Below are 7,897 nucleotides of genomic sequence, written 5' to 3' on the forward strand. Positions count from 1 at the left end.
GAACCCTTGGTAGCACGCGCGGGCGGCCTCCGTCAGGGGCCGGAGCCTCTTGACTGCGCGCGCAGGAGGGCGACCTCGCGGTAGACCAGCGCGGCCTCCTGGGACCTGCCGAGCTGTTCGAGGCAGTGGGCCTCGTCGTCGCGGCTGGAGAGAGTGTCGGGGTGCGTCGCGCCCAGGACGCGTTCGCGGTGCCCGGCGACGGTCCGGTAGGCGTCCAGCGCCTCGTCCCAGCGGCCGAGCCAGCCGAGGGCGACGGCGATCTCCCGGCGGCTGACGAGCGTGTCGGGATGGCCGGGACCGAGGAGCCGTACGCGGGCCGCGGCCACCTCCCGCGCCTGGTTCAGGGCCTCCTCCCAGCGGCCGAGCCGGCCGAGGTTCACGCCCAGGCCGTGGCGGGCCCGCAGGGTCTCGGGCGCCTCGGAACCCTCCGCGCGGGTCCGGTCCTCGACCAGGGCGCGGTAGAGCTCCAGGGCCTCTGCGGTACGTCCGAGCCGGCCGAGGGCGATGCCGGCCTCGTAGCGGGCCGCCAGGGTGTCGGGGTGTCCGGCGCCCAGTACCCGGCCACGGCCGGCGGCCACCGCCCGGTAGCTGTCGAGCGCCTCGCCCCAGCGGCCGAGGCTGCCGAGGGTGTGGGCGATCTCGTACCGGGTGAGCAGGGTGTCGGGGTGGCCCGCGCCCAGGACGCGTGACCGCTCGACGGCGGTCTCCTCGGCCAGGCGCAGGCTGTCCTCCAGACGGCCGAGGCGGCCGAGGGTGTAGGCGAGGTTGTGGCGGCAGCACAGGGTGTCGGGATGGCCGGGCCCCATGGTGCGTTCGCGGGCGGCGAGGACGCGGCGGTAGACCTCGTGGGCCTCGAAGTGCCGGCCGAGCCGGCCGAGGACGTAGCCGGTCTCGTGACGGGCCGTGAGCGTGTCGGGGTGTTCGGGACCGAGCGTGCGTTCCCGGGCCCCGGCGATCCTGGTGTACTCACGCAGCGCGTCCGAGAGGCGGCCGGTGCGACTGAGGCTCAGGGCGATCTCGCCCCGGCTGGCGAGGGTGTCGGGGTGGGCGGGGCCCAGCAGGTGCGCGCGTTCGGCGGCTACCGCCCGGTGCACCTCGCCCGCCTCCTCCCAGCGGCCCAGGCGCCCCAGGCTCAGCCCCGCCTGGTGACGGCTGCCGAGGTGGGCGAGGAGTTCGGGCGCGGGGGTCGGCCGGCGCTGCTCGGCCGCGGCCGGGACGCCCCCGGCGGCGCGGGCGGCCCAGGTGGCGGACAACCCGGTGACCGTGCCGGGCGGCACCGTGTGGCGCGCCCCGGTGGTGGCGAAGGCTTTGTGGCCGGCCGTCATGCCCCGTGTCCAGGCCGGCAGCGGGGCCTCGGTGGCGGGGCGGGCGGTGGGCAGCTTCTCGGTGAGTCGCGCGACGACGTCCCCGGCGTCCTGCGGGCGCAGGCCCGGGTCCTTGGCGAGCAGGTCGAGGACGACGCGGTCGAGGTGGTCGGGCACCTCCGGGCGGTGCTCGCTCGGCGGACGCGGCGCGGTGTCGCTGTGCCCGACGAGGATCGCCCACACGTCGTCGAAGGCGAAGGGCGGTTGCCCGGTGGCGAGTTCGTAGAGCACACAGCCGAAGGAGTAGAGGTCGCTGCGCCGGTCGACGCTCTCCCCGCCGATCTGCTCGGGCGACATGTAGTGCGGGGTGCCCATGGCGACACCGGTGCCGCTCAGCCGTGAGGTGAAGCCGATGTCGTGGCCCAGCCGCGCGATGCCGAAGTCGCAGATCTTCACGCTGCCGTCGGCGAGCCGCATGATGTTGGCGGGCTTGAGGTCGCGGTGCACGACGCCCTGTTCGTGGGTGTGCGCCAGGGCGGCGGCGACCTGGGCAGCGATGTCGAGGACGACGTCGAGGGGCAGCGGGTGGGGGGCGTGGTCCTCCAGGAGCTGGCTGAGGTTGCGGCCCTCGAGGAACTCCATGACGAGGTACAGCACGCCCTCGTGCTCGCCGAAGTCGTGGACGACGGTGACGCCCCGGTGCTGGAGGGCGGCGGCGACCCGCGCCTCTCTGCGGAAGCGCTCGCGCAGGACCCGGGTGAAGTCGGCGTCCCGTCGCGCGCCGAGGGGTTTGAGGCATTTGACGGCGACCCGCCGGCCCAGCGATTCGTCACGGGCGCGCCACACCTCGCCCATGCCGCCGCGTCCGATCAGGTCCAGCAGCCGGTAGCGGCCCTGGATCAGCCTGGTGTCCGCCATCGCGTGCCGTCGCCCCCGTCGCTTCGCCGCGCTGTGCCCGAAGCGTCCAGTATGGCCGTCCCCTCGCCCCGTGGGTACGGGGAGGGCCGCGCGCCGGGGCCGAGCCGTGCGACGGCGGTGAGGATGTGCTTGGGCGGGAGCTGCCAGCGCACGGTGGCCGGTACGGCCCGCAGCAGCCGGCCGGCCGCACGCAGCCGCCGTGTCACGACGGCGTGCGGCGGGGCGGGCGTGCCGTAGAGGGTGTGGGCCCACGGCGGGAGCGAGTCGTAGGCGAGCGAGGCGACCCGGCGCCACAGGACGGCGCGGGCCGGCCGCAGGAGGGTGGGCACGGGCGGGCGGCGCAGGAAGTCGTCGACCTCGCGGGCCTCGGGGCCGACCGCGAGCTGGTCCCGCACGCTGCGGAAGTAGGCGTCGAGTTCACCGACGGTGGCGGGCACCTGGGCCGGGTCGAGGCCGACGAGCCGCGCGGAGGTGCGCTGCTCCGCGACGTAGCGGTCGGCGAGCGCGTCGGTGAGCCGGAAGCCGGAGCGGCGCACGGTGTGCAGATAGGAGGAGATCTCGGCGCAGTGCACCCACAGCAGGAGTGCGGGCTCGTCGACGCCGTAGCGCTCGCCGGTGCCGGGGTCGGTGGCGCCGAGCGCGCGGTGGACGCGGCGGACGTGGGCGGCGGTCTTCTCGGCGTCCTCGGTGGGCGCGTAGGTGGTGGCGGCGACGAAGCGGGCGGTGCGGACGAGCCGGCCCCAGGCGTCCTCGCGGAAGTCGGAGTTCTGCGTGACCCCGCGCAGGGTGCGCGGGTGCAGGGCCTGGAAGTAGAGGGCGCGGACTCCGGCGATCCACATCATGGGGTCGGCGTGCAGGTGCCAGGTCACGGTGTCGGGCCCGAACAGGCCCGGGTCGGGCGCCTGGGCGGGGTGCGGCCGTTCGGCCATGTCGGCGCCTCCTCGGCTGGTCGGGTGCGGCCGCCTGAGGGGCCGCCCCGCCGATTCTGCCTCCGGCCGGCCCGGCGCGCGTCGCCGGGCCCGCCGGTGCGCGGTCAGTGCGCGGTTTCGAGGGTGCGCAGGAGCTGGGTGCAGGCGTCGGCGCAGGCCCGGCAGGCGCGGACGCAGTCGGCGGCCTCGGCGTCCGGGGCCCGCAGGTCCGTGCAGCGGGCGGCGCAGTCGAGGCACGCCTCACGGCACCAGGCGAGCCGGAAGCTCAGCTCGGACTCGTCCTCGGCCCGGCGCGGGGGTTCCCCGGCCAGCAGACGCGCGGTGCGGTCGCAGATCTCCACGCAGGTCAGGGCCCGGTTGCTGGTGTCGAGGCCGTGCGCGTGACGGGCACAGGCCCGCGCGCAGGCCCGGCAGGACTCGACGCACGCGAAGCGCTGTTCCAGGTAGCGCACGAGCCGTTCGCGGTCCCATTCCCCGTCCGCCTGCCGGGCGGAGCGGGTGCTCGCCGAGGTCATGGGGGCTCCTCTCCGGCGCCGGACAGGACGGCGCGCGTGACCGTGGAGCGGGTTGCCGGTCACGGGACGCCCAAACCGGCCCGGTGCGCGGTGCGCGCGTCCCCTGCGCAAGATCGCCACGCGCCGCGGGTGTGCGGACCCCCGGCCCGGGAAAGGGACGTGCGCATGACACTGACCTTGTCCCCCACCCGGCGACCGGTGCGGCAGCTGGCCGCGGCCTCCGTCGGCAACGCGGTCGAATGGTACGACTGGTACGCCTACACGTTCCTGGCCACCTACATCGCCGATCAGATCTTCCCGAAGGGCGCGGACAACTCCCTGGTCCCGCTGCTGTCCACCTTCGCGGTGTTCGCGGTGGGCTTCTTCATGCGGCCGGTCGGCGGTCTGCTGATGGGCGCGGTCGCCGACCGCAGCGGCAGGCGCGCCGCGCTCACGGTGACCATCCTGCTGATGGGCGGCTCCAGCCTGCTGGTCGGGCTGACCCCGACGTACGCCTCGGCGGGCGTGCTCGCGCCCGTCGTGCTGGTCCTGGCCCGGCTGCTCCAGGGTCTGTCGGTGGGCGGGGAGTTCGCGGCCTCCACGACCTTCCTCGTCGAATCGGCCGGCGCGGGCAGGCGCGGTCTCTTCTCCAGTTTCCAGTACGTCTCGACGACGATCGGGCAGCTCATCGCCTCGGGCGTCGCCGCGCTCCTGGTGCGCCTGCTGGACGACGGACAGATGGACGCGTGGGGCTGGCGGCTCCCCTTCGTGCTGGGCGCGGTGCTGAGCCTCGCGGGGTTCTGGATCAGGCGCGGGGCGCACGAGACGCGCAGCGCCGAGCAGGCCACGGCGCGCCCGGGGCTGTTCGAGGCGCTGCGCCGGTATCCGCGGGCCTCGCTGCTGATCGGCGGCATCACGGCGGGCGGCACGCTGGCTTACTACACCTGGACCTCGTACCTGCCCACCTACGCCGAGCTGAACGCCGGCGTCCCGAAGTCGGACGCGCTGCTCGCGGGAACCCTGGCGCTGGCCTTCTTCGCCGTCCTGCAACCGGTCGGCGGCCTGCTGTCCGACCGTTACGGGCGCCGGCCGCTGCTGCTGTTCTTCGGCCTGGGCTTCGCGCTGCTGTGTGTTCCGCTGCTGCGGCTGATCGACGGTTCCTTCGTGTCGCTCCTGCTGGTGAGCTGCGCCGGAATGGTCCTGCTGACCGGGTTCACGTCCATCTCCGCGGCCGTCAACGCGGAGGTCTTCCCCGCCCGCGTGCGGGCGGCGGGGATCGGCTTCCCCTACTCGCTGACGGTCGCGTTGTTCGGCGGGACCGCCCCGTACATGGGCACCCTGTTCAAGCAGGTGGAGCGGCCGGGGCTCTTCCCGTGGTACGTCGCGGCGCTGTGTCTGGTCTCCTCGGTGGTCTACCTGAGGCTGCCGGAGACGGCGCACCGCGCACTGGACCGCTGAACGGGGCAGCGGCGCGCGCCGTTCGCCCACACTCGAACGCCGCGCCGAAGTTGCCGGAGCCGCTCCGGCGGGTGAACGTCGGGGGTGGTGCCGTGCCCTCGTCGCCGGGTGGCGGCGAGGGGCGCGGCGAGACACCCGTGGCCCCGGACAGCAGGAGTTGAAGTTCATGGCAGCGCGCAGCAGACAGGTGGCCGTCGACCTCGGCAGTTCGACGCTGCGACTGCACGGCGCGGACCGGGAGGAGGGGTGGTCGAGTCCGCACGTCGCGGTCGTCGACGAGGGCGGGACGGTACGCACCTGGGGGTCCGAGGCTCTGGCGATGGCGGGCCGGATGCCGCCGCACCTGCGTCTGGCGCGTCCGGTGACCGCCGGGGCGGTGACCGACCTGGCGCTCGCGGCGCGACTGCTCGGCATGGGGCTGCGCGCGGCCTGCGGCAGGCGGCGCGGGCTGCGCGGACTGCGTGCCCTCGTGTGCGTGCCGGACCACGCCACGTCCATGGAGCAGCACGTGCTGCGGCAGGTGTGCAAGGACGCGGGGGTGAGCCAGGTGACCTCGGTGCCGCACTCGGTGGCCGCGGCCGTGGGCGCCCGGGTGTGCTCGACCCCTTCGGGCGCCCTGCTGGTGGATGTGGGCGAGCACCGCACGACGGCGTCGATGATCGCTTTCGGCTCGACGCTCGCGACCCGGACCGTCAAGAGCGGGGCAGGCAGCGCGGACGCGCTGCTCGTGCGGTACGCCCGGGACCGGTACGGGCTCACGGTCGGGGCGGGGGTCGCCGAGGAGGCGAAACTGGCCGCGGCCGAGGACCGCGAGGTGGTCGCGGTGCGGGGGCAGGACCGCGCGAACGGGCTGCCGCGGGTGGTGGACCTGCCGGTCGCGGAGATCCGGGCGCTGCTGCGCTCGACCTACGAGGACACGGTGCGGCTGGTCAGCGGTGTCCTGGACGCGAGCCCGGCCGAACTCGTCGACGACGTCCACGACCGCGGCCTGCTCCTGCTCGGCGGCGGCGCCCGGCTGCACGGGCTGGACACCTTCCTGCGGGAGCGGCTGCGCATCCCGGCGCACGTCGTGGAGTCCGGGGGCGCGACCGCCGTGGCGGGCGCCTGGGAGCTGGCCTGCGGCGAGAACCAGCCCGTTCTGCTCTGAAACACCCGCTGACCTGTGCCTTCACGCGGTCCAGAGCCCCCCGCCCGGTCTCTTCGCGGGAGGGGCGCGCGATGATGGGGACAGGCGTCCCCCGCGAGCAGCGCGGGTGGTCGCGGTGCGCGAGGAGGTGGCCACGGGCGTGGCGAAGGCAGTGGCGGCAGGCATCCCGGCCCAGCGGGTCATCACCGATCCGGACAGCGTGGCCGCGTACCGGCACGACGAGGCGGAGTGGGCCCCGCACGGCGTCCCCCTCGCCGTCGTCCGGCCCCGGGACACCGAGGAGGTGCGGGCGGTCGTCGCGTACTGCGTGGAGCACCGGATACCGCTCGTACCGCGCGGCGCGGGCACGGGACTGTCGGGCGGGGCCAACGCGGTCGACGGCGCGATCGTGCTGTCCTTCGAGGACATGGACCGTATCCTGCGCGTCGACCCGGCCGAGCGGATCGCCGTGGTCCAGCCCGGCGTCGTCAACGACGATCTGCGGGCGGCCTGCGCCGAGCACGGCCTGTGGTATCCGCCGGACCCGGCGAGTTCCCCGTGGTCGACGATCGGCGGGAACGCGGCGACCAACGCGGGCGGCATGTGCTGCGTCAAGTACGGGGTGACCCGCGACTACGTCCTGGGCCTCGAAGTGGTCAACGGCCTCGGCGAGATCGTCCGGGTGGGGCGCGGCACCGCGAAGGGGGTCGCCGGCTACGACCTGTGCGGTCTTCTCGTCGGTTCGGAGGGCACGCTCGGCGTGATCACCGAGATCACCGTCAGGCTGCGCCCGGCGCGGCTGCCCGAGCGTACCGTCGCGGGGTACTTCGACTCGGTGGTGACCGCCGGGGAGGCGGTGAGCGCCGTGACGGCGGCCGGGGTGGTGCCCTCGGCGCTGGAGCTGGTGGACCGGCACTGTCTCGCGGCGGTCGACGCGTGGAAGAACATGGGCCTGTCGACGGACGCGGACGTCGTCCTGCTCGGCCGGGTGGACACGCCGGGCGCCGAGGGGGACGCGGAGGCCGCCGTGATCCTGGACTGCTTCGAGCGGTCCGGGGCGAGCTGGGCGGCCCGGTCCACCGACCAGCAGGAGGCCGACGCCCTGTTCGAGGCGCGGCGGCTGGCCTATCCGGCGCTGGAGCGGCTGGGCCCGGTGCTGACGGAGGACGTGTGCGTACCGCGGGCGGCGGTGCCCGAGATGCTCGCGCGCATCGAGCGGACCGCCGGACGGCACGACGTCCTGGTCGCCAACATCGCGCACGCGGGCGACGGCAACCTGCACCCGTTGATCATCACCCGCCCCGGGGACGAGGCGGCGGCGGCACGGGCCCGGCTCGCCTTCGAGGACATCCTGGACGACGCGATCGCACTCGGCGGGACGGTGACCGGCGAGCACGGCGTGGGGCTGCTCAAGATGGGCGGCATGGACCGGGAGATGGGCCCCGCCGCTCTCGCGATGCAGCGCGCGGTGAAGGCGGCCCTGGACCCGCACGGCATCCTCAACCCGGGCAAGGTCGTCGTCTCGGGGCGAGCGCTCGTGTGAGGCCGACGACGTGGGGGGGGCCCCCCCCCCCGCCGCGGGGCCCCCCCCCCCCCCCCCAGCCGCGGGGGGCCCCCCCCCGCCGGGCCCCCCCGCGCCGGGGGGGCCCCCCCCCACCACGGCTTACG

Annotated in this window: 6 protein-coding genes; 3 read left to right on the forward strand and 3 right to left on the reverse strand. The window is 75.2% G+C overall.

Annotated elements, in window-relative coordinates:
- Positions 1 to 32: 32 nt before the first annotated feature.
- From ACFYMP_RS27285 to ACFYMP_RS27295, 3 genes are all read right to left on the reverse strand, one after another.
- On the reverse strand, positions 33 to 2,222 hold the full coding sequence (locus ACFYMP_RS27285; protein WP_388862477.1) for a tetratricopeptide repeat protein: 2,190 nt from the start codon (positions 2,220 to 2,222) through the stop codon (positions 33 to 35).
- Positions 2,204 to 3,151 (reverse strand): oxygenase MpaB family protein, encoded by a 948-nt coding sequence (locus tag ACFYMP_RS27290; RefSeq protein ID WP_388862479.1) that lies wholly within the window; start codon positions 3,149 to 3,151, stop codon positions 2,204 to 2,206. The genes ACFYMP_RS27285 and ACFYMP_RS27290 overlap by 19 nt, the downstream gene beginning before the upstream one ends.
- A 104-nt stretch (positions 3,152 to 3,255) precedes the next feature.
- Positions 3,256 to 3,666 (reverse strand): ferredoxin, encoded by a 411-nt coding sequence (locus ACFYMP_RS27295; protein ID WP_388862481.1) that lies wholly within the window; start codon positions 3,664 to 3,666, stop codon positions 3,256 to 3,258.
- A gap of 165 nt (positions 3,667 to 3,831) precedes the next feature.
- Between ACFYMP_RS27295 and ACFYMP_RS27300 the strand changes: the two genes are divergently transcribed.
- The 3 genes from ACFYMP_RS27300 to ACFYMP_RS27310 all read left to right on the forward strand — a co-directional run bounded on the left by ACFYMP_RS27300 (position 3,832) and on the right by ACFYMP_RS27310 (position 7,772).
- Positions 3,832 to 5,103: an MFS transporter gene (locus ACFYMP_RS27300; RefSeq protein WP_388862483.1), complete on the forward strand. Its 1,272-nt coding sequence runs from the start codon at positions 3,832 to 3,834 to the stop codon at positions 5,101 to 5,103.
- Positions 5,104 to 5,269: 166 nt separating this feature from the next.
- Entirely contained in the window at positions 5,270 to 6,250 is a 981-nt protein-coding gene (locus ACFYMP_RS27305; protein ID WP_388862485.1) for a rod shape-determining protein, read from the forward strand.
- Between the two features lie 139 nt (positions 6,251 to 6,389).
- Complete coding sequence (locus ACFYMP_RS27310) at positions 6,390 to 7,772, forward strand: FAD-binding oxidoreductase (protein ID WP_388862487.1); 1,383 nt, start codon at positions 6,390 to 6,392, stop codon at positions 7,770 to 7,772.
- Positions 7,773 to 7,897: the final 125 nt, after the last annotated feature.

It is taken from the genome of Streptomyces sp. NPDC007088 (genome assembly GCF_042869355.1).
In the GTDB taxonomy this organism is placed as follows: Bacteria; Actinomycetota; Actinomycetes; order Streptomycetales; family Streptomycetaceae; genus Streptomyces.

What these genes read in the sequence shown, in the direction of transcription:
- ACFYMP_RS27285 (WP_388862477.1), bottom strand. Translation starts at nt 2,222, where the DNA reads ATGGCGGACACCAGGCTGATCCAGGGCCGCTACCGGCTGCTGGACCTG.
- ACFYMP_RS27290 (WP_388862479.1), bottom strand. Translation starts at nt 3,151, where the DNA reads ATGGCCGAACGGCCGCACCCCGCCCAGGCGCCCGACCCGGGCCTGTTC.
- ACFYMP_RS27295 (WP_388862481.1), bottom strand. Translation starts at nt 3,666, where the DNA reads ATGACCTCGGCGAGCACCCGCTCCGCCCGGCAGGCGGACGGGGAATGG.
- ACFYMP_RS27300 (WP_388862483.1), top strand. Translation starts at nt 3,832, where the DNA reads ATGACACTGACCTTGTCCCCCACCCGGCGACCGGTGCGGCAGCTGGCC.
- ACFYMP_RS27305 (WP_388862485.1), top strand. Translation starts at nt 5,270, where the DNA reads ATGGCAGCGCGCAGCAGACAGGTGGCCGTCGACCTCGGCAGTTCGACG.